The sequence below is a fragment of the Arachidicoccus terrestris genome, from assembly GCF_020042345.1.
Taxonomy (GTDB): Bacteria; Bacteroidota; Bacteroidia; order Chitinophagales; family Chitinophagaceae; genus Arachidicoccus; species Arachidicoccus terrestris.
This window is the reverse complement of record NZ_CP083387.1, coordinates 1,936,834-1,957,000: the sequence shown is the minus strand read 5'-3', so window position 1 is coordinate 1,957,000 and position 20,167 is coordinate 1,936,834. Positions and strand designations below refer to the sequence as shown.

The following is a 20,167-nucleotide window of genomic DNA, read 5'->3' as shown; positions in this document are numbered from 1 at the left end:
GCCAATTTTTTTGTTATGCGCTAATGGTCACGTTTGTGGAGGTTGATGGCATCTTTGTCCTTTGTCGCCTTTTTGTATTCTTTAATGCTGATCCCATGGTACGCTTTAAAGTCCCGCTCTAAATGTGATAAATAGCTATAGCCCAATCTGGATGCGACGGTGCTTTCCCGTTTGCCCTTATCCAAATAGGTTTTGGCCGCTAACATCTTGAGTTCCTTAATGTAGGCTATGGGCGTTTTCTTGTAAATGGCTTTAAAGCTGATGAGAATTTCATTGTAACGAAGCGCGTTGAATTTTGTAGACAGCTTTTGTAGGTCTGCTACAGTATAGTTGAGTTCCAGGTTGTTTTTGACATAGGCCACCATGTGTGAGACTGCCATCAATTTTTCATAATTGAGTTGGATTTCAGTAAAGGTACTTCCTTGAGGATCTACCATGAGCGCAATAATGGGATGCATCAACTCCGTTCTGGTTTGCATGTTTATATTTTCTTCATGTATTTTTCGGATAAGATCTACGTATAGGAACGCCGCCAGGAATGGCATGTTGCCCTCTTCTTTATGAAGTGTCTCGATATAGCCTTTTCTGTCGGCATTAATGATCTTCGTTAATTGAGGATATGTTTTGGCCAGTTCTGCGATGTATTCAGGGTCTGGATGGAAATCGACCGTTAAGATATTGCCTTCAAACGTAGCCCTGTTAAAAACTGATGGCGCAGCCATAACGTTATATGTACCGGCGTTGGCGCTTCTTATTTGGTCATTTTCTAAATGTATATCTATTTTTCCGCCCAGTGTCGAGTATACCTCCAGAATAGCGGCCGGTGACCGACAGATAATCGTCTTTTTTTCGGGAAAGATGTAGTTGCTGATACAGATGGTACCTCTTTCAGTGATGATCAGTTGAAAGAGCATTGTATTCCTGGCGCCGATCGGAACATGGAAGGCCAGTGCATTGTTGATTCTGTAGGACTTTGAAATCCTGTCTTCCGGAAATCCTTCCTTAATTGGATATTGGATGCCGTTTTCGTCAAAGATTTCCATTTTCAATAGGTCAGTCAGGGTGGAATTTTTCATTAGTGTTCTGATATGATTTTGGTATATGAAATGAGCATTATGTGTCCTTTTGTTTTACTAAGATATGATTTTTTATTTATTTCCCTGAATAGGGAGGTTATTTCGGTGATGAGGAAGCTATACTTTATTGTTTAAGTTGGCTATTTGCGAGACTTGCGTCGGCTACAGGATTCAGTACCAAGAATGGTTTAAGAGACTCGTTGATACCAGTATTTTTTGATTCCTGATTGCTGATAGAATAATGAAAATGCTTGTTGTTATTTTGACATATGCATTCTTTCTAATGTCATATGTGATTTTAAATATCAATGCCTTTAAGAGTGCAACAATCATCGTTGTAGGGATGAGGACGCTTTTCTGATACTGTATATTTGATATAATTTTGTATATTTATTCTGAATTCTTCTATTTTGATCTATCAATTCTAAAAACGCTAAGCCAATGTCTTCAGAAAATAATGGAGAAAACAAGCTCCAACGACGTGAATTCCTGAGAAAAAGTGTACTGGCGTCGGTGGCCCTTATTGCAGCCGGTAAGTATGCAGGTGCCCAGTCGCTGTTTCTCCCTGCTCGCCCAAACTCTAAATTTCACGGAGTGCAGATCGGAGTAATTACCTATTCCTATCGCAACATGCCCGGTGACATAAAGCAGATCTTGAAATATGTTGTGGATAGTGGTATTAGCGCTATTGAGTTGATGGGAGATGCAGTTGAAGATTATGCCGGTAAACCTGCTGACCGCAAGAAAGTCGCAGAATGGCGGGCATCTGTGGGAATGGCTAAATTTGAGGAAGTGCGAAAGATGTTCAGTAAAGCGGGCGTCAAAATTTACGCATTTAAACCAAATGCACTGGGGAAACGTAACACGGATGCGGAAATTGATTACGCCATGAAAGCGACTAAGGCCTTAGGTGCCGATGCTGTCACTGTGGAACTCCCAAGTGATCCGGCGCAGTCTGAACGGCTGGGTAAATTCGGGGAGAAGCATAAGTTATTTGTTGGCTACCATGCCCATACGCAGGCAACTGATACTGCCTGGGACATTGCTTTAAGCCAATCACCTTATAACACCATGAATTTGGATTGCGGGCATTATATCGCATCGGGGAATGGCAATACGGCCGAAAGTCTATTGGCCCTTATCAAAAATAAACATGATCGTATTACTTCTCTTCATGTAAAAGACCGAAAGACGAAGGCGGATGGAGGACAAAATATGCCCTGGGGTGAGGGAGATACACCTATTAAGGGTATACTCAACTTAATCCGGAAGAATAGGTATAAGTTTCCGGCTACAATTGAATTGGAATATAAAATCCCGGATGGCTCTGATGCTGTTCAGGAAGTCAGAAAATGCCTGGCTTATGCTGAAAAGGCATTGAGCTGAAGCTGAGTTGTTTTTATTATTAAAAAAGCCGGATGTCTGATTTTATGTAGTCGACATCCGGCTTTCTGAGTTTAGTGGTTAAAAAAGTAGGACTACCCGTACTTATTTGCCGGTAGAGTCTGTTTTTGCTGCAGTGGAGTCAGCGCCGGTTTGCACGCCAAGCATTTTATTGATTTTCTGCTGAATTTCCGGGCTCTGCTGATAGGCCATCGCGATGCCCTGGAAGGTTTCAAGATCCATTCCTTCCTTTTGTATGACCGTGACCATCTGGGAATCTGTTTTGCCTTTCTCTTTCATGATTTCTTGCGCAGCTTTATTAAATGCTGTACTATCCTGCGCAGATAACGATGCGGCTTTGCCAGTCTGTTGAGATTGGGCTATTTCTCTGAAACGGTCTACTGTTAAACCGGAATTTTCAATAGATTTTACGATATGTTGCTGCGCCGCCTGCTGAAGGGGTTGTAATTTTTTGTTTACATCCAGGAATTGTTTTAACTGGCTATCAGAATAGTCCGTTTTGAGGGCTTGCTGCTGTTGTTGCGGAACCGTATTTTGTGCAGTTGCCTTCGTCGAGAGGCTAAAAACACACATAAAAAGAGCAAGGCCGGCAGCCACAAGGCTTTTTTTCATCATTTGATTTAATTTTAGAGTGTAATTCATAAAGGTTTTTTTAGATTATGAGATGAACAATAATTTTCTGGTATTAACCTGTGTAACAGAATATCTATTGCCAAATAAGCATATTCTGCTGCTCTATTAGAAGAAATGCCATACCAGATACTAATAGCAACTACGAACGGTAAACAAAAATGGTTCCATAATGAGATTTTTGGATAAAGTCGGGGCCAATTATGAGTGGTGTTCTGTTAAATAGTTCCAAACTTTACTGCCCGGTTTTCCTGAACTTTATGTTGTCAACCCATACATTAGTGCCTTTTGCCATATCACCAAAATACAGCGCGATGCGGTAATTACCGTTCTCTGGGATGCTGATGGACTTAAAATCGCCGGTAGAGGATTGTGTCGATATGTTGAATGGCTGATCAATTACTTTGCTGAACTTACCATTCATCGCTTCCAGGCGAACATACATCCTGGCATGTCTGTCTGCTCTTGCATCCAGGTTTATTTCAAACTGCTCGCCCTTTTTTGCTTTAAATGGCCATTGGACCGAGAGGCCATTTGGCCTTTTTGCAGGTCTCAGCATCTTTACTTTTAGCGCGTTCCTGCCTGTCATGCTGCCGGATGTATCAATCATCACAGTCGCTTCCACTCCCGCTTTTTTTCTGACCTTCCAACCCCCTAGTAAGTCATCGAAATTCCCGTTAATTATCCGCTGGTAAGCTTGTTTACGGACGCCGTATGGTCTTGTATCCATGGGAAATACCTTCACCCTTTCTCCCCAGTCATGCCACTGGTTGTACATCGATTGTACTCTTTCGGGGAACTTTTTAGCCAGATCATTCATTTCAGTGGGGTCTTCTTCCAGATTGTATAGCCGTAATGTTTTTGTATCAAATGTTTTATTCTCAGGCGTGCTGGCCACCAGCTTCCATTTCCCGTCGCGCATGGCGATATTAGCCTCGTGTTCCCAGTAGGTTGTATGGTGTATAACTGAATCACCGGTGAATACAGCAGCCAGGGATTGTCCTTCAAGTGGCGTGATGGTATGCCCATGATATTTGGCGGGATAGTTTGCTTGTGCCACATCAATACAGGTAGCCATAATATCGGTTATATGACCATACCCTTTGGCAAAGGTATTATTGAGCGATTTAGCTATGCCGTTTGGCCAGTGCACAATAAGTGGGGTCGCAATGCCTCCTTCATAGGTAAAATGCTTGTATTCTTTAAAAGGGGTACTGCTGACGTTTGCCCAATTAATGCGGTAACTTTCAAAACTATTTTGTTTCCCGTTTACTTCTTTTGTTTGCCCGCTGCTGATAAATTCTGCACAGGCTCCGTTATCGCTCAAAAAGAAAATTAAGGTGTTATCTAACTGGTGCTCTTCCTTTAATTTGGCGATTATACGGCCTATGCCCTGGTCCATGATATCAACCTGAGCCGCATAAATGGCCATACGTTTGACCATTTCTGTCTGTTTGTCCTTTGGAACATCTTTCCATGCCTGCACGGCGGAATCTCTCGGGGATAAAATCGTATTCTTTTTGAAAAGTTTCAGTTCTTTCTGACGTGCGAAACGCTCGCTTCTGATACTATCCCATCCTTTTTGGTAATAATCCGTGTATTTGGCAATGTCCTTTTGTAAAGCCTGGAGCGGCCAGTGGGGGGATGTATAGGCGACATACATAAACATGGGCTTGTCAGGGTGCTTGTCAAAATGCTCCTCGATATACCCGACACTGGTATCGCTGATCGCATTGGTCAGGTAAAAGCTATCCGGTGCTTTATAGCGTTTATTGTCACTGTAGATAGTCGGGGTAAAATAGTTGGCACCGCCCGGTATGATGCCAAAGTAATGGTTGAAGCCTCGTTGTTTCGGCCAGTTGTCTATGACATTTCCTTCAATTTTGCGCTCATTGGTCAGGTGCCATTTTCCGGTCATATAAGTATCGTAGCCGGCAGCTTTCAGTACCTCTGCGATGGTGACACTGGTGTTGTTTAAGTTGCCCTGATAGGCCGGCCGGCCCATGTCCGCAACCACCATCCATCCCATTCCGGCCTGATGGGCATAGAGTCCTGTCATTAGGGAGGCCCTGGTCGGGCAGCAACGGGCACCGTTGTAGAACTGCCTGAACCGGATGCCTTCACTGGCAAGCCTGTCGATATTAGGTGTATGTATTTCGCCACCGTAACAGCCAATATCTGAATAACCCATATCGTCTGCCATAATCAAAATAATATTAGGGCGCTTTTGCTGGGCTGTTACCGGTATTACTGTCAACAGACAAAGAAACAGGCTAATGAAATGGGGTAGCTTTTTGAGGCGGATCATTGTGATTAACTTTACATAAAGTTAATTGATTCTCTGCAATTTGGCCTGGTGTCGGAAGCGGCCGGTAGAAGAAGTAAAAATAACAATATAGGTGTAGTTCTCAAAACAAACCTATTTACATAGATAACTTAATCAAATCTTTTCCAATTCCGTATGCAGAAAGGCCAGTCCTGCCGTCTCCGCCAAATACAATAAAGCCCGGCAATTTGCCGGGCTTTATTGTATTTGGCGGAGACGGAGAGATTCGAACTCTCGATACAGTTTCCCGTATACACACTTTCCAGGCGTGCTCCTTCAACCACTCGGACACGTCTCCTTTTTCCTTTTGGGAGTGCAAATATAAGGGCTTCTGAATAAATTACTAATTATTTCGCTTTAAATATCTCCCGGGCGTTAGCGGAGGTAATTTCAGCGACTTCGTCAATTGATATTGCCTTTGCATTTGAAAGCGCTTCAGCTATATTCAATAAGTAAGAAGATTCGTTCCTTTTTCCCCGATACGGAACAGGTGCCAGATAAGGTGAGTCAGTCTCTAAGACGATGTTTTTCAGTGAGATATCTTTCAGTGTTTCCGGCATATTGGCTTTTTTAAAGGTAAACACCCCGCCAATGCCCAGGTAAAAGCCCAGATCAATAATAGCTTTAGCCTGCTCAGTTGTGCCGCCAAAACAATGAAAGATGCCTTTTAGCCCCTTTTCTGAGAACGGCTTGACAGCGGCGATGCATTCATCCAGTGATTCCCTGGCATGGATGACAATAGGGAGGCCTCTTTCCAGCGCCCAGTGCATCTGCAATTTAAAAGCTTCATACTGCTGGTCAATATGGGTCTTATCCCAGTAGAAGTCCAGCCCGATTTCGCCTATGGCAACAAAATCCCGCTTGCCCAGCCAGTTTTTGACAATCTCCAATTCTTTCTTATAATTTTCATTCACGCTACAGGGGTGTAAGCCCATCATAGCATGACACCTGCCCGGATAACCGGCTTCCAGGGCAATCATAGCCTCATGAGTCGTGCTGTCGATAGCGGGTAGATAGAACTGTTTAATACTGGCATGATCAGCTCTTTTTATCACTTCTGCAATATCCTCTTTGAACTCTTCTGAATATAAATGGGTATGTGTATCTATTAATTCCATACTGCAAAATTAAGACGAAACAATTTAATAGGATTTTGGAGCGCTTAATTAACTTTGCGGCCATGGGAAAACATAAGTTAGAACGTTTTGAGGCAATAAAGTCATTTTCCAATGTGTTGCAGTATCCGCCGAATATGCCCGGCAACTGGAGGAATCATTTTGGCAATTCTTTTCCTGTTACCCTTGAATTAGGCTGTGGAAGAGGAGAGTATACGGTGGGTTTGGCAAGACTCTTTCCGCAGGGCAATTTTATTGGGATGGATATTAAGGGAAACCGCATCTGGAAAGGCGCTAAAACCGCCCTGGAGGAAAACCTCCGAAATGTCGCTTTTGTTCGTTCCCAGATTGAACAGGTGGCGGCTTATTTTGGGCCTGAGGAAGTCCGGGAGATCTGGATAACATTTCCCGATCCGCAATTGCGGCCCTCAAAAATGAAAAAAAGACTGACCCATCCAAGATTTTTACGTCTATATCAACAGTTTCTGTCCAAAGAGGGGCATGTACATCTTAAAACAGACAGCCCGGACCTATATGATTTTACCAAGACCGTGATTAAGCTATATGATCTCACATTAATTGAGGACGTCGATGATATTCATGGGCGGGGTAAGCCCACCGAAATACTCGCCATCAAGACGCATTATGAGCAGCTGGATATTGCCAAATCCGAGAAAGTGCACTATCTCTGTTTTAAACTGGATAAAGACCTACCTTTAGCAAAAGACAAGGAACTAAGAGCCCTGTATAATGAAGAGGATAATACGGCTGATAAGGATGTTTCAGCTAAATAGTAAGACTCCTCCATGCAGGGAAAGACTAAATGAATCCCTATGAAGAAAAGTAATAAAACCGCCTTGCCAGTAGCTGGCGAAGGTAAGCCCCATAATTTTTTTGAAGATGTCTGGGATGTAGCCAGGCAGATACCCAAAGGGCGGGCTACTTCTTACGGTGCGATTGCCGCTTATCTGGGCGCAAAGTCCTCTGCCAGAATGGTTGGCTGGGCCATGAATGGTGCCCATGCGAATAAAAAGATCCCTGCCCACAGAGTCGTTAACCGTAACGGTATGCTCAGTGGCCGGGCGCATTTCTCTCCGCCGGAAAAAATGCAGCAGCTCCTGGAAAAGGAAGGCATAAAGGTTGTCGATAATGCGATCGTAGATTTTGCGAAAGTCTTCTGGGACCCGGCAATTGAGCTCGGTTTTTAGAAACGGGTACAGGTTAGGTTAGCTGACCTTTCTCAGTATCTCCTTGCCAGACCGTTCAAAAATCTGCTTTTGCTTCCAGTCATACCATCCGTGAGGCCGGATCTTCTTCATGAGCGTGTCGATGTTACGCATGCCAATGATATTCCAGACGCCTTTTAGTTTTCCGGTAAGTTCATTATTGAGCGCTCTAAGACTCATCGCAAAACCGCTGTCCAGATACTCCATATGATGCCAGTAGCCGGCTGGCATAAAGAGTGTATCACCATGTTCCAGTATGAGGTCATAGCCTTCCGCATATTGGAGGGCCGGGAATTTTTGCAGATCCACTTTGCTTTTTTCCGGATCATAGTAATGAGAATAGTCGGCCAGACTCAGTACCTCAAAAGGTTTTCTATAAAGCAAATGCTGTTGCTCATAAGGAAAAAGCAGCACCCTTTTCCTGCCGACAAACTGTGTGTGTACAATATGACTTAGGTCAATATCAAAATGCATATGGGTAACGGCCCCTTCACCACCGGTAAACAACATGGGCGCTCTTTTGACAAAGCCTTTCATTAAATGAGTGGGCCAGGTAAAATCTTTTGCCAGTTCCGGGGCATGACTGAAAATATTAAACAGAAATATACGCCACTCAGCCGGTCCTTTCCGGATCATATCAATATACGCTCCGAACTTTACGTAATCATCGGCCTTATTGATGGGCGTATAGGCATCACTTTTAACATTATTATAGATACCTACTTCTTTCTGTCCGACCTTTTCTTTAAAATAGTCCCAGTTCCATTTTTGATAAGCTGGCCAGGATTTTGCGAGATCTTTTATGACGAGTGGCGTTCTGGTATTATAATAGTTCTTTTTAAATTCTTCCGGGCTGATACTGGCCACGGTGTCTATATTTTTTAACCGCATTTCGTACCTGTTTAATGGCCAAAAATAAGGCTATTCTTAAATATGCAGGTGCTAAAATTAAAAAATGCTGTATTTTTAGATATGTTTTTAGAATTAAATCCAGAAAACCCCAACCCAAGGAATGTCAGGATCGTTACCGAATGCCTGCTTGACGGAGGTGTTGTGATCTATCCGACAGATACGATCTATGGCCTGGGCTGCGATATCTATCAGCATAAGGCCGTGGAAAGGATTGCCCGTATCAAACAGACGAAGGTCAATAAAAACCAGATGAGTTTTATCTGTAAAGATCTGAGTGACCTGAGTAAGTTTACTAAATCTATTTCCACGCCTCTTTACAGGCTGCTCAAGAGCCATTTGCCCGGACCTTTTACCTTTATCCTGCCTGCCAGCAAGGAGGTTCCCAAAATTTTGCAGACCAAAAAAAATACCATTGGGCTACGTGTACCAGCTAATATTATTTGTCAGACGCTACTCTCCGAACTTGGAAATCCTATTCTGTCCACCTCTCTTCCCGGAGATATGGTGGAGGAATATACTGATCCGGAATCCATGAATGATAACTTTAAGGATCTTGTAGATATTATTATTGATGGCGGCATCGGAAGCATGATTCCTTCAACGGTGGTTGACTGTACTAAAGAACCTTATGAAGTGCTGCGTCAGGGAGCTGGTAAATTAGAGGAATACTGATAGAATGGTGACCCATCATCAGGAGATCGTACTTATTAATGTCAGCTATACCTTTTTATATCCTTATTAAGTTCTAATGCTTGGTTAAAAACTAACAATCTTTTGTTTTTGTATGACTAGAGCTATAAAAAGGTGTATTTTAGCGCTTTAAAATTATCAAAATCAACATGCGGAAAATATTTGTGATAGGTTCTGCCATTGCATTAATCATCGCATTGGCGCTTTCCATATTTGTGAGCCACTGGTGGTGGGTACTGTTCGGCCTTTTTGTTTTACTGACCCTGCAGGGCTATTATGATATGCTTCAAAAACGCCATTCCATTATGCGTACATTCCCATTGGTGGGTAGATTGCGGTATTGGATGGAGGATATCCGGCCTAAGATATATCAGTATTTTGTTGAATCAGATACGGATGGTAAACCCATTAACCGAATTGATCGTTCCAGCATTTATCAGAGAGCCAAACTGGAAACAGACACAATGCCTTTTGGGACCCAGCTCGATGTATATGCTGAAGGATACGAATGGATCATGCATTCTATTTCACCGAAAGATTTTAATAAGCTGGATACCAGTCCAAGGGTGACTTTTGGCAATAAGGATTGTCTGCAGCCCTATAATGGCAGTATTTTTAATGTATCTGCCATGAGTTACGGGTCTCTGAGTTCAAACGCCATTGAGGCGTTGAACGGCGGAGCCAAGATTGGTGGCTTTGCACATAATACGGGCGAGGGAGGTATCAGTCCTTATCACCTAAAACACGGCGGAGACTTGATATGGCAGATTGGAACCGGATATTTTGGCTGTCGTAATGATGACGGCACTTTCTCCAGAGAATTATTTGCCGAAAAATCTAAGTATGAATCGGTGAAAATGATTGAACTGAAAGTGTCTCAGGGGGCGAAGCCCGGTCATGGCGGTATTTTACCCGCTTCTAAAAACACGCCGGAGATCGCCAAGATCCGTCACCTTACACCTGGAACTGTGGTGGCTTCTCCGCCTTTCCATTCGGCGTTTAATACGCCCCGTGAAATGGTCCTTTTCCTGAAAGAACTCAGAGATCTGTCTGGAGGAAAGCCTGTAGGATTTAAGTTGTGTATTGGCCGTAAAAGTGAATTTATCGCCGTCTGTAAGGCTATGTTGGAGTTGGATATTTACCCGGATTTTATAACGGTGGATGGTGCTGAGGGCGGCACCGGTGCCGCCCCCCAGGAATTCTCCAATTATGTCGGTGTCCCGTTGCTGGATGGCTTGGCTTTTGTGGATAATATTCTGACGGGGCTTGATATCAGGCACCATATCAAACTGATCGCTTCCGGTAAGATACTTTCAGGGTTCCACATTGTAAGAGCCATTGCGCTGGGGGCAGATGCCTGTAATTCTGCCAGGGCCATGATGATGGCACTGGGCTGTATTCAGGCACTCTTATGTAATACCAATAAGTGCCCTACCGGTGTGGCTACTCAGGATCCGGCGCTGGTCGTCGGGCTGGATGTCAACGATAAAAAATACCGGGTGGCTAATTATCATAAAAGCATGCTGAAAACTTTTGTAGAGCTCATCGGAGCCTGCGGGATTGATCATTATAAACTACTTACCCGCTCTCATATTTACAGGCGTGTTTTTCTCAATGAAATGCGCTCTTTTGCCGAGATATATCCGTTGGTGCCCAGAGGTTCCATGCTCAGAGGGGAGATCCCGGAAAAGTATGTGGCCGATTTCAAAAACGCCCATATGGATAGTTGGGTATAGGCCAGGATAATACAATAAAAAAGCCCTGTCGTGACAGGGCTTTTTTATTGTATTATATCAGTAATGTATTGTTTTTCCTGCTGATGTGTATCTCAGTTACCATCCATTTGAGAAGTCCTTGTTCAGGCGTTCATACTCTTCAACTTTTTCCGTACGCCAGTTCTTATTGTATTTAACATAGAAACTGAGCCAGAAACTTCTGGAGAGCCGCATAAAGATGGGCTGTAAGATAATGAGCAAAATGGCGTTTACACCAAACCACCAGAAAATATTATTGTCATTGATATCGAAGGAAATGCCGAAAAATACTTTCCAGGCAATAAAAGTAGCTACAGAAAAGGCCACTGTCAGACCGTATGCAACATAACTGGTGCCATAATAAAATCCAACCTCCAGTTCTGTTGGCTGGCCGCAAACCGGACATTTCTCATTCATACGCATAAACTTATTATTTTTCAGTGCATAGGAACTTTTAGTTTCAAAAAGATCGCCCTGGCGGCACCTGGGACATTTACACTGTACCGCACTGATGATGTAATTGGGCACTTTTTCTTCTCCTTCCGGATGTTGATGCGCTGCTTCCATACTGCTTTTAGATTTTATTTTGCAAAATTACCGAAATATCGGGCTACATCACAATTTAGGATCGTTAAAAAGGACATTTTTGTCTTTTTTTAAGAAATGACTATTCGTTCACTTGGCAACTAAAACGGACAAATTCCTGAATAACATTTACTTTTGTCCATTGATTCCATGAAATATAGATTAATAACGATAGAAGGCAATATCGGAGCCGGGAAGACGACCTTATCCACCTTATTAGCCAGGAAGTTAAATGCCAGGCTGGTATTGGAAGAGTTTTCTGATAATCCCTTTTTGCCTAAGTTTTATGCGGATCCCGACCGGTATGGTTTTCCATTGGAGTTATTCTTTATGGCAGAGCGTTTTAAGCAATTAAATGAGCTTTTGAAGCCTGATTTATTCCAGCAGACGACTGTGTCGGATTATCTGTTCGTCAAATGTCTGCTCTTTGCGAAAGTAACACTCACAGAACAAGAGTATCAGTTATATAAACGGCTCTTTGATATTATTCACCAGCAATTGATTCATCCGGATATTCTGGTTTATCTGCAGGCACCCGTCGAAAAGCTGCAGCAGAACATCCACAAAAGGAACCGGTCCTATGAGCAGCAGATTCCCGACAGTTATCTGCAATCTATCCAGCAATCGTATCTTAGTTATATACAGCAACGCAAAGGCGTGACACTGATGGTGGATGCGTCTAATGCCAATTTTCTGGAAGACGCCAGGCATTTGCAGGTCATAACCGATGCGCTGGAAAAGGAGTACACAGACGGCATTCACCGGCTCAGCTTACCCTAAACATTAAATAGTAACAAGCAAATATATATATGGCAAAAAAGACACCTACCGGCAGCTTCTACGAGAAAAACCCAGTACTTAAAAATAGAGAATTTATCTGTTTTCTGCTGTTTCGTTTTGGGATCTATTTTGCACTCAATCTGCAGTCCACCGCTATATATTATTGGGTTTATCACCTGACCGGCAGTAACCTGAAGATGGGGCTCATTGGCCTGGCGGAGGTGATTCCAGCTATCGTTTTTTCGATGTTCTCCGGCCATTTTGTGGATCTGCACGAAAAAAGAAAGATGCTGCTTAGCTGCCTGATCGGCTATATTTTCCTGGGTGGCGGTTTATTTTTCCTTTCAACAGGGTTTTCACTAAACCTGTTAGGGCTGGACTGGACGCTTAATCTGATATTTGCCCTGATCTTTTTCGGCGGCGTGCTCCGGGCCTTTATCAGCCCTTCTGCCTTTGCTTTACTGGGACAGTTAACACCCAGGGAACATTATCCCAATGCCACCAGCTGGAGCAGCATGGCCTTTAAGATCGGGTCTGTTGTCGGACCGCTTTCCTTTGGCGCCATTAATGCGGTTATGGGCCTTCTTTCCGGTAATCCGGTGGATATGGTTCGGGCATCCGGCAGTGTGGCAGCCATTCCGGGCGTAACAGGGTCTATGTTTCTGATATTTCTGGTGGAGGCATTGCTACTGATTCCGGTTTGTATCATTAAAGCCAAGCCAATTCTTAAAAAAGTAAAAGAACCTGTACTGCAAAGCCTTTCATTAGGTGTTAAGTTCATTCTGAAAACGCCCGCCCTGTTAGGCGCCCAGGCATTGGATATGTTTACCGTGTTATTTGGCGGTGCGGTCGCATTATTGCCCGCCTTTGTTGAAATCCACCGGATGACGGAAACTGAATACGGATTTTTAAGAGCAGCGCCGGGAATCGGCTCTATTCTGACTTTGATTTTGCTGGCTTACTTACCGCTTAATACCAAGCCCGGGAAAAAACTGCTTTGGTGCTGTGCCGGGTTCGGCCTGTCCATCATTGTATTTGGATTCTCTAAAGATATTTATCTCGCTTCGCTTGCACTCGTGGCGTCGGGTATGTTTGACGCTGTTAGTGTTGTGGTGAGAGGTACGATCCTGCAACTGGTAACGCCTGATGAGATGCGTGGCCGGGTTGCGGCTGTCAATACCATGTTTATCAGCTCCTCTAATGAGTTGGGAGACTTCGAAAGCGGGGTAATGGCCCATTGGCTGGGTACGATCCGGGCCATTATTGTGGGAGGTTGCCTGACGCTTGGTGTGGTTGGCCTGACAGCCACCAAGGCCAAAGAGTTAAGGTTGTTCGATTACAAGAAGTATGCATAGGCCAAACTGCGACAGAAGTTAACGGGTAGATAAGTGCCGGCACTGTTCTTCCCCGATAAATGCTCCTAATACAATTTTTTTGCATGATTCCTGAGCCCCGGTAAAATACCGGGGCTTTCTCTGCGTTATATTATAAATCTGTATATTTAAGCTAAATTATTCTGCTCCAGTGATTAAAACGCGGCTAACTTATAACTTTCTAATAGCGATTATCTTACTTTTTATTTCCGCTGAGGGAACTAAGTCATATGCACAATCTTCAAATTTGACTTATGAAGGGATTGTCTTAAGCGAGTCTAGGCAACCGTTGAAAGATGTTTTTGTGCATATCATAGACAAAAGCACCGGTACGCATACGGACCAGAACGGGGCGTTTCATTTGCAAGTGCCTTTATCCATACCTGTGCGTGTCGTTTTTCAGGCGATGGGCAGGAGACAGGTACAGAAAGTCGTTTTCAGGGACACAGACAAGGTGGCGGCAGATACGATTATCATGGGTGTTAAAGCAGAGACCTTGGAGGACGTTACTGTCCGTGCCGACAGGAAAAGGGAAGAGGCGGGGCTGATAGCAGTCGATGCGAGCCAGGCCAGAGTGAACCCCTCGGCTGTCGGAGGCATAGAAGGTCTGCTGAAGACCTTTGTTGGCAGTAATAATGAATTGACATCTCAATATTCAGTAAGAGGTGGCAATTATGATGAGAACCTGGTATATGTAAATGGGTTCGAGATCTACCGGCCTTTTCTGGTCAGCTCCGGTCAGCAGGAAGGCTTGAGTTTTATCAATGCTGATCTTACGGACAATGTGCGTTTTTATACAGGAGGCTTCCAGGCTAAATATGGGGATAAACTCAGCTCTGTACTGGATGTCAGTTACCAGGATCCTGGCCGGAACGGTGGCTCGGCCTATCTGAGCCTGCTGGAACAGGGACTCAGTTTAAAGGGAATTTCAGGAGATAAGAAATTTACATATTTGATCGGACTGCGTAATAAAACCAATCGTAACGTCATTAAAAGCCAGGCGACTACCGGTAATTATATCCCTTCTGCATCCGATCTGCAGGGACTATTCGTTTACCGCTTCAGTAATACATTCAGGATAGAACTCCTGGGAGATTATAATAAAACGAAGTTCCAGTTTTATCCGGAAGAGACTAAGTTGACCGCCAGTGTGTTCTCTCCTTACTATGTTGCCAACTATGGCGTGAATATTGATTTTAAAGGTAGTGAAAGAGATAATTACAGTACCGCTTTTGCAGGTCTTACCGGTGTCGTCACACCCAATGACCACACCGAACTAAAGTTTATGGGCAGTTATTATCAGGACCGGGAAAAACAGGAGCAGGATATTTTAGGTGCCTATGAGTTTGGCCAGCGAGATGAAAATGGAAATATCCTGGATGATCCAGAGAACCTTTTAGGCCAAGGTGTCAATCAGAGCTATGCCAGAAATAATCTACGTATTAACGTTCTGAGCCTGCAACATCAGGGAAGCTGGAAAACCGGCAGGCACTTTCTGCAGTGGGGCGCCACTTTTCAGCGTCAGGAGATCGATAGTAAGATAGATCAGTGGAACTATAGTGATTCAGCCGGGTATTCTCTTCCGATTGGTGGAGATCAGTTGACATTAAATGATTATATGCATAGCCGGGATAGATTTAATATTCAACGACTAAGTGGCTATATTCAGGATAATGCACATTTTGGGAATACAAATATCTATACGCTTCAGTGGGGCGTAAGGGCCAATTATAACGACCTGAATGAGGAACTGCTCATATCTCCCCGGGCAGGTTTTTCCTTTAAGCCGGGCCATTGGAAAAAAGATATCGTTTTTAAAGCCTCTGCCGGCATGTATGCCCAGCCTGCTTTTTATCGGGAAATGGTAACGATGGATGGTGCCTTAAATAAAGCGATTAAAGCGCAAAAAAGCCTGCAGGGTGTGCTGGGACTTGATTATCAAATGAGATTATTTAACCGGCCGGCCAGACTGACCTCAGAGATCTATTATAAACATTTATATGACGTTATCCCTTATGATATCGACAATGTCCGGATCCGGTATTATGGGCACAATAATGCTGAGGCTTATGTAGCCGGGTGGGAAACCAGGCTGTTTACACAGTTTGTTAAAGATGCAGACAGTTGGCTAAGCCTGGGCGTCATGCAGGCCAAAGAGAAAATTGATGGACTGAGTTACCAGGAGTATTACAACCAGGCCGGTGAGCTGATTACGGCCGGGTCAAGGGATAAGGTTGCCACAGATTCCACGACTGCATCCGTTGGATGGTTGAGACGACCGACAGACAGATTGATCACATTTGGCCTGTTTTTTCAGGATTACCTTTCTACCAATAAAAACTTCAAAGTCTACCTTAATACGGTTTACGGTACCAATTTACCTTTTAATATACCTGGCAGTACAAAATATCGCAACGCCCTGGAGATACCGGCTTATCTGAGGATGGATATTGGCTTTAGTGCCTTACTGCTGGATGGCAGTAAGCGGCGTAAGAAGCATGCACCCTTTAAAGGCGTGAAGGATATCTGGGCCAGTTTTGAGATTTTTAACCTGATCAACAGAGATAATACAATCAGTTTTATGCTGTTGAAGGATTTCAGCAACCAGACTTATGCTTTGCCCAACAGATTAACGCCCAGGCTGGTGAATTTCAAGATAGCTATTGACTGGTAAACACTCAGATAGCCGGCTGCATAGGAATGGCTTTAAATACATAGCCCCTGGCCGAAAAATGCTCGAGCGTTGCGGGCAATGCATACTGCATTCTTTCATAGGCCTTGGTGCTGTCATGAAATACAATGATAGACCCCGGCGCGCTGTATTTCTTTACATTAGACCAACATCTTTGAGGAGAAATGCCGGTATCAAAATCTCCGCTCAGCAAATCCCACATAATAATATGTGTGCCAGGCATCGCTTTTAATAAAGCGCTTTGCTGCTTTTTGCTCATTCGCCCATAGGGGGGACGGAACAGTGGAGAGTCAATGAAATCACGTGCCTTCTCTATGTCCTGAATATAGTCGGGAACAGAGGATTTCCAACCATTCAGGTGATTAAAGCTATGGTTGCCAACGCTATGGCCGTCAAGCAGGATTTGCCTGTAGATATCGGGATGATCGCGTACATTTTTGCCCAGACAAAAAAAGCTGGCTTTTGCTTTAAAGTCTTTCAGCGTTTTTAATGCAAAGGGGGTCGCAACCGGATGCGGCCCGTCATCAAAACTGAGATATAATACCTTCTTTTCATCTGACTCAAGAGGAAATTTCCAGGTCCTGCCGGGATATAACAGCTTAAAGAGTATATTGGACTTAATCAGGTACACAATGCTTGACTTTTTGGTTAGGTTTTATCATACTTGAAAGCCACGTTGTATATACAACGTGGCTTTCTCCTTAATATTATTGAACTTCCAGAACAATAACGATGTCCGGGTCTGCCTTACTGACAGCGGGTGTGTTAAAACTGACTACACCGCTCTTTAAACTGACTTTGACCGGCGTTTTGTCTTTCAGCAGATAAGCCGACTTAATTTTCTTGTAAGGAAAATCTTTCAGTCGAATGGCTTCTGATTGTGGTTTTAGTACATGGATATATACTTTTCCTTTTTTTTGGGTCAGGCCTCCCCATTTTTGAAGACCGGTATAGCCGCCACGCGTTCCATAGATGCTTTCTCCGTATGTCTGCATCCAGGAGCCCATACTGTCCAGGGCCTTATTAAAAGGTTCGGCGAATAGGCCGTTAGGCATTGGTCCGATATTCATCAACAGATTGGCATTGCTGCAGGCAGCACCTGCCAGAAGGCCGACAAACTGCTGAAGCGTTTTGTAATTGTCGTCTTTCAGTGTGAACCCCCAGGAGTCATTGAGTGTAGCACAGGTTTCAAGAGGCAGTTGAGAAACTTTCTGAAAGCTCAGTCCATGGGCATTTTGGCCAGGAATATCTCTTTCGAACATCTGAAAATCTTCACCTGGAATAGGTGTCATATGGTGGTTATTACCCACCATACAGTCGGGCTGCAGTTTGTGGATCAATGTGTAAAGATCCTGAATATGCCAGTCGATAAAGGTGCTGTCTGTTCTTTCCTTGCTTTCTTCCGGCATCTGGTCCCAGTAGCCATCAAACCATATGCCGCTGATTTTCCCGTAATTGGTCAATAGTTCGGTCAACTGATTTTTCATGAACTGGATATAGTCCAGCCAGTCACCTCTTTCTTTTCTGCCGGTGCCATCTCCTGTCCTGCCAGTCCAATAGGAATAGTCTGTTCTGCGCCAGTCTAGGAGGGAATAATAAAAGAAGAGTTTAAGCCCTTGTTTATGGCATTCATCTGCGATTTCCTTTACGATATCCCTGTGATAAGGGGTATGCATAATATTAAAATCTGAATACTTGGTATCCCACATGCTAAATCCGTCATGATGGCGGGTGACCAGTGTCATGTATTTCATGCCGGCTTTCTTGGCTTTAGCTACCCAGTCATGTGCATTAAAGGCCGTCGGGTTGAAAAAACCTTCCAGTTTAGTATAATCTTTAACGGAGATATCCTGATTGTTCATGACCCATTCTCCGTCGCCCAGAATACTATATAGTCCCCAATGAATAAACATTCCGAATTTGTTGTCCTGGAACCATTGCCTGGCATCAAGATTGGATTGCGCAGGCGTATATGGTTTGAACTGTGCTTTTGCGGCCAGGGAGATGCAGCAGATAAGGATTGTAATTAAAAAAGCTTTTTTCATGATCGGATTTATATGTTTTTAATTTGTTGTATTATTAGCAATTGCCGGTAATGAGAAATGCTGCCCTGCTATTTAGCACAAATATAAGGCGTATTCAATAAGATTTTGACGAGCCACTATACAAAGGCCGCTGGTTTGTTCTGCCAAAGAATTAGGAATAGCGATTATATAGCTGTATTTTTAAAAAAATTAGCCAAGATGAGTGTGCTTAAAGCCTTTTTAGTCGCCGGTATGTTTTTCCTTATTTCGGGTTGCTCAAAACAAAATGACAATGACATACCCCGGGTAGGCAATTACGCGACGGTTCCGTTTAGTACAGGTTATATTGGTAATCGTGCAGTCTATTGGATAGGTAAGGAGGCTGTTTATCTGACGGAAGATAGCCAGAAGGCCGCAGGACGGGGAATATTTATTCTGGACAATGATATCTATGTTTCGGGATATTTAGGGGCTGATCCCTGCTATTGGAAAAACGGGACTATACATCTGCTCCCCACAAATGGAAAATCAGGTGTGGCCAGGTCTATCTACGTAATAAACAACAAGATTTATGTTGCAGGTGTGATCAATCATGATCAGACGTCAAACGCCGCTATGTGGGTGGATGATAAGTTAACCATACTGGATGAGGGACCCTCGGTATCTATGGGCGCGGATATATCTGTTTCTAATGGTTCGGTTTATGTTGCCGGATACACAATGTTAGATGGCCACCTGAGAGCCTGTATCTGGAAAAATGGCGTATTACAGCTAATGCCTTTTAAAACGGATGATAATCCTAACAGCAAAAATGACGGATCTACGTCTGAGGGTATATTCACTGACAAAAAAGATGTATATATAACCGGTCAGGAATATCATTGGAACGTTTCTGAAACGGCGGCTTATTGGAAAGGTAACAAGCTTGTTTATTTGGAAAACAATGTTGGAGCTGCTGTAGGCGAAAGTATATTTAAACGGGAGTCTGACATCTATGTTTGCGGATATCAATATAGTGAGATTCAAAGAGCGGCGTACTGGAAAAATAATAGAATTAAACTCCTTAGTAATCATCCTTCTGAAGCCAGGGCGATCGTCGCTGGTAAGGATCATGTCTATATCGTGGGTAACGAGTTTGCCAATGGCGTGCAGATGGCCACGTCCTGGATAGATGGTCAGGTGTTTCACATGTCGGAAGAAGAAAGTGAAGCGTATGATGTTAAGCTGGGGCGAATCTGGGTGAATTTTTGATCTTCATGTGGCCCGGGACATAGTTGTTCCAGATCATGTTCTTTGCCCGCACAGCCGCGCGCGTGCCTGCGTTCTGTTGCAGGGGAAATTAGCAATCGTAGAAATAAGGACCTTTAAAATAAGCCCCACGCGTCGCAGAGTGTTTATATTTAACCTATTGATTTTCATTGGGTGTTTGTATAGTGTCCCCGTTCCGCTCGGGCCGGCCTTCAAAATTCGAACGCGCTTGCCGGCTGTTTTCGTAGTCGGGAAAAAGGGTTAAATCATAATATTATCCATTTAATTATTCATTTAATCCATTTATCCGCCCGGAAATTCCTTCTATTTTC

At 43.7% G+C, this 20,167-nt stretch carries 17 protein-coding genes and 1 tRNA gene; 9 read left to right on the top strand and 9 right to left on the bottom strand.

Annotation, left to right across the window (positions count from 1 at the left end; all coding sequences use genetic code 11):
- Nucleotides 1-20: 20 nt before the first annotated feature.
- Nucleotides 21-1,076, bottom strand: coding sequence for a helix-turn-helix domain-containing protein (locus K9M52_RS07880; protein ID WP_224071512.1), 1,056 nt, complete (start codon nt 1,074-1,076; stop codon nt 21-23).
- 441 nt (nt 1,077-1,517) lie between these two features.
- On the opposite strand from K9M52_RS07880, the gene K9M52_RS07875 reads away from it, so the two are divergent.
- Entirely contained in the window at nt 1,518-2,462 is a 945-nt protein-coding gene (locus K9M52_RS07875) for a sugar phosphate isomerase/epimerase family protein (protein ID WP_224071511.1), read from the top strand.
- 102 nt (nt 2,463-2,564) lie between these two features.
- Here K9M52_RS07875 and K9M52_RS07870 read toward each other — a convergent pair whose 3' ends face one another.
- The 4 genes from K9M52_RS07870 to K9M52_RS07855 all read right to left on the bottom strand — a co-directional run bounded on the left by K9M52_RS07870 (nt 2,565) and on the right by K9M52_RS07855 (nt 6,554).
- Entirely contained in the window at nt 2,565-3,095 is a 531-nt protein-coding gene (locus K9M52_RS07870; RefSeq protein WP_224071510.1) for a DUF4168 domain-containing protein, read from the bottom strand.
- A 250-nt stretch (nt 3,096-3,345) separates the two neighbouring features.
- Complete coding sequence (locus K9M52_RS07865; protein WP_224071509.1) at nt 3,346-5,418, bottom strand: arylsulfatase; 2,073 nt, start codon at nt 5,416-5,418, stop codon at nt 3,346-3,348.
- Nucleotides 5,419-5,644: 226 nt separating this feature from the next.
- A tRNA-Ser gene (locus K9M52_RS07860) sits at nt 5,645-5,734 on the bottom strand.
- A gap of 49 nt (nt 5,735-5,783) precedes the next feature.
- Nucleotides 5,784-6,554 (bottom strand): TatD family hydrolase, encoded by a 771-nt coding sequence (locus K9M52_RS07855; RefSeq protein ID WP_224071508.1) that lies wholly within the window; start codon nt 6,552-6,554, stop codon nt 5,784-5,786.
- Nucleotides 6,555-6,616: 62 nt separating this feature from the next.
- Here K9M52_RS07855 and trmB point away from each other — a divergent pair, with 62 nt between their 5' ends.
- On the top strand, nt 6,617-7,345 hold the full coding sequence (gene trmB / locus K9M52_RS07850; protein ID WP_224071507.1) for a tRNA (guanosine(46)-N7)-methyltransferase TrmB: 729 nt from the start codon (nt 6,617-6,619) through the stop codon (nt 7,343-7,345).
- A gap of 39 nt (nt 7,346-7,384) precedes the next feature.
- Nucleotides 7,385-7,759 carry an MGMT family protein gene (locus K9M52_RS07845; protein ID WP_224071506.1) on the top strand — a complete coding sequence of 125 codons (375 nt, stop codon included), beginning with the start codon at nt 7,385-7,387 and terminating at the stop codon, nt 7,757-7,759.
- 18 nt (nt 7,760-7,777) lie between these two features.
- On the opposite strand, the gene K9M52_RS07840 is transcribed toward K9M52_RS07845, so the two are convergent.
- Nucleotides 7,778-8,668 carry a cupin-like domain-containing protein gene (locus tag K9M52_RS07840; protein ID WP_224071505.1) on the bottom strand — a complete coding sequence of 297 codons (891 nt, stop codon included), beginning with the start codon at nt 8,666-8,668 and terminating at the stop codon, nt 7,778-7,780.
- Nucleotides 8,669-8,749: 81 nt separating this feature from the next.
- Here K9M52_RS07840 and K9M52_RS07835 point away from each other — a divergent pair, with 81 nt between their 5' ends.
- Entirely contained in the window at nt 8,750-9,361 is a 612-nt protein-coding gene (locus tag K9M52_RS07835) for an L-threonylcarbamoyladenylate synthase (protein WP_224071504.1), read from the top strand.
- Between the two features lie 167 nt (nt 9,362-9,528).
- Nucleotides 9,529-11,115: an FMN-binding glutamate synthase family protein gene (locus K9M52_RS07830; RefSeq protein WP_224071503.1), complete on the top strand. Its 1,587-nt coding sequence runs from the start codon at nt 9,529-9,531 to the stop codon at nt 11,113-11,115.
- 96 nt (nt 11,116-11,211) lie between these two features.
- On the opposite strand, the gene K9M52_RS07825 is transcribed toward K9M52_RS07830, so the two are convergent.
- Nucleotides 11,212-11,700 carry a DUF983 domain-containing protein gene (locus tag K9M52_RS07825; protein WP_224071502.1) on the bottom strand — a complete coding sequence of 163 codons (489 nt, stop codon included), beginning with the start codon at nt 11,698-11,700 and terminating at the stop codon, nt 11,212-11,214.
- A gap of 168 nt (nt 11,701-11,868) precedes the next feature.
- On the opposite strand from K9M52_RS07825, the gene K9M52_RS07820 reads away from it, so the two are divergent.
- The 3 genes from K9M52_RS07820 (at nt 11,869) to K9M52_RS07810 (ending at nt 16,545) form a co-directional block, all read left to right on the top strand.
- Nucleotides 11,869-12,498 (top strand): deoxynucleoside kinase, encoded by a 630-nt coding sequence (locus K9M52_RS07820; protein WP_224071501.1) that lies wholly within the window; start codon nt 11,869-11,871, stop codon nt 12,496-12,498.
- Between the two features lie 29 nt (nt 12,499-12,527).
- Nucleotides 12,528-13,853 (top strand): MFS transporter, encoded by a 1,326-nt coding sequence (locus K9M52_RS07815; protein WP_224071500.1) that lies wholly within the window; start codon nt 12,528-12,530, stop codon nt 13,851-13,853.
- 322 nt (nt 13,854-14,175) lie between these two features.
- Complete coding sequence (locus K9M52_RS07810) at nt 14,176-16,545, top strand: TonB-dependent receptor (RefSeq protein ID WP_224071499.1); 2,370 nt, start codon at nt 14,176-14,178, stop codon at nt 16,543-16,545.
- A 4-nt stretch (nt 16,546-16,549) separates the two neighbouring features.
- Here the strand turns inward: K9M52_RS07810 and K9M52_RS07805 are convergent, their stop codons facing one another.
- Nucleotides 16,550-17,194 carry a polysaccharide deacetylase family protein gene (locus K9M52_RS07805; protein WP_224071498.1) on the bottom strand — a complete coding sequence of 215 codons (645 nt, stop codon included), beginning with the start codon at nt 17,192-17,194 and terminating at the stop codon, nt 16,550-16,552.
- A 76-nt stretch (nt 17,195-17,270) separates the two neighbouring features.
- Nucleotides 17,271-18,608, bottom strand: coding sequence for an alpha-L-fucosidase (locus K9M52_RS07800; RefSeq protein WP_224071497.1), 1,338 nt, complete (start codon nt 18,606-18,608; stop codon nt 17,271-17,273).
- 198 nt (nt 18,609-18,806) lie between these two features.
- On the opposite strand from K9M52_RS07800, the gene K9M52_RS07795 reads away from it, so the two are divergent.
- Complete coding sequence (locus K9M52_RS07795; RefSeq protein ID WP_224071496.1) at nt 18,807-19,838, top strand: hypothetical protein; 1,032 nt, start codon at nt 18,807-18,809, stop codon at nt 19,836-19,838.
- Nucleotides 19,839-20,167: the final 329 nt, after the last annotated feature.